The 1636-nt window shown below is 63.1% G+C and carries 3 protein-coding genes; all 3 read left to right on the top strand.

Annotation, left to right across the window (positions count from 1 at the left end):
• On the top strand, positions 1-609 hold a 609-nt coding region (locus tag M7F93_RS11380), incomplete at its 5' end, for a complex I subunit 1/NuoH family protein (protein ID WP_298173574.1).
• On the top strand, positions 606-1142 hold the full coding sequence (nuoI, locus tag M7F93_RS11385) for an NADH-quinone oxidoreductase subunit NuoI (protein ID WP_298173577.1): 537 nt from the start codon (positions 606-608) through the stop codon (positions 1140-1142). The genes M7F93_RS11380 and nuoI, both read left to right, overlap by 4 nt.
• Positions 1139-1633, top strand: coding sequence for an NADH-quinone oxidoreductase subunit J family protein (locus M7F93_RS11390; RefSeq protein WP_298173580.1), 495 nt, complete (start codon positions 1139-1141; stop codon positions 1631-1633). Before nuoI ends, M7F93_RS11390 begins: the two co-directional genes overlap by 4 nt.
• Positions 1634-1636 lie beyond the last annotated feature (3 nt).

A 1636-nucleotide genomic window follows, 5' to 3' on the forward strand; every position in this document is an offset into this window, starting at 1 on the left:
TCCCTCAACGCCTACGGGGTCTTCCTCGGCGGCTGGGCCTCGGGCAGTAAGTTCGCGCTACTGGGCGCCGTGCGCGCCGTCGCCCAACTGGTGAGCTATGAGCTGCCGCTGGGGTTGGCCCTGCTGGCGGTGGTGCTGCTCAGTGGCAGCCTCTCCCTGAACGGCATCGTCCAGGCCCAGTGGATGCCCTATATCGTTCTGCAACCCCTCGGTTTCGTGATCTTCCTCATTGCCGGGGTGGCGGAAACCCATCGCCTGCCCTTCGACCTGCCGGAGGCGGAGAGTGAACTGGTTGCTGGCTTCAATACCGAATATGGTGGCATGCGCTTCGGTTATTTTTTTCTGGGGGAGTATCTCGGCCTCACCCTGATCGCTGTACTGACCGCCGCGCTCTATCTGGGAGGCTGGCATGGCCCATGGCTGCCGGGCTGGATCTGGATGCTGATCAAGACGTTCGCGGTGATTTTTGGCTTCTTCTGGTTACGCGCCAGCCTGCCGCGCCCGCGCTACGATCAACTGATGCTTCTGGGCTGGAAGGTGCTGCTGCCGCTCTCCCTGTTCAACCTTTTGTGCACCGCCTCTGCTGCGGCCCTGTGGCGGCTGGGATGAGCGCCTACCGCAGTTTTTTTGTCCAACTGGGTCTGGGGCTCTGGACCACCTTGCGGCAGATCGGTCGCGGCGCGTCCACGATCAGCTACCCCGAAGAGGCGCTGAAGCTGCCACCGCGCTGGCGCGGTCGTCCGGCGCTGACCCGCGATCCCGATGGCGATGAGCGCTGTGTGGCCTGCCAGCTCTGCTCGGCGGTCTGCCCCACCCGCTGTATCGAACTGCAGGCCGGGGAGCGCGAGGACGAGCGCCGCTATCCGGTCAGCTTCCGCATCAATTTCTCGCGCTGCATCTACTGCGGCTTCTGTGAAGAGGCCTGTCCGACCCTGGCCATCCAGCTCCTTGACGAGTTCGCCTTCAGCACGGAGCACCATCAGGACTTCATCTACGAGAAAGAAGCCCTGCTCATCGACGGCACTGGTAAGCATCCCCACTACAATTTTTACCGTCACGCCGGTGTGGCTTTGCACGACAAGGACAAGGGGCAGGGCAGCAACGAATCACCTCCGGTGAATGGTCGGAGCAACCTGCCATGATCGTGCTGCTGGTGCTCCTGCTCGCCCTTATCGTGCTGATGACCAGCGCCGCCCTGCTGGTGGTGCGCGACCCTATGCATGGCGCGGTCAACCTGGGGATCAGCCTGCTCGCCCTCAGCATTCTTTTTCTGGTGCTGGGTGCGCCCTTCGTCGCGGCGCTGGAAGTGATGCTCTATGTCGGTGCCATTCTGGTGCTCTTTCTCTTTGCCATTATGCTCCTGCGCACCCCTGTCCAGCCGGAGCCGGAGGCACGCTGGCGGCCGGGTTTCTGGTGGCCGGGCATGCTGGTGGTGCTGCTGGCGGCAGTCCTGATCATCCTCTTTACCCGTCGTCCGCTGTTCCTGGCGGTGATTCGGGAGATTGGCCCGGCGATGATCGGCCGCGCGCTCTTCGGACCCTATTTGTGGCTGACGGAAGCGGTGGCCCTGCTACTCTTTGCGGTGATCGGCGCGGTCCTTGCCATCCAGCGGAGGGAAGACCATGACGCTTGAACT

Source organism: Acidithiobacillus sp., assembly GCF_027322205.1.
Taxonomy (GTDB): Bacteria; Pseudomonadota; Gammaproteobacteria; order Acidithiobacillales; family Acidithiobacillaceae; genus Acidithiobacillus.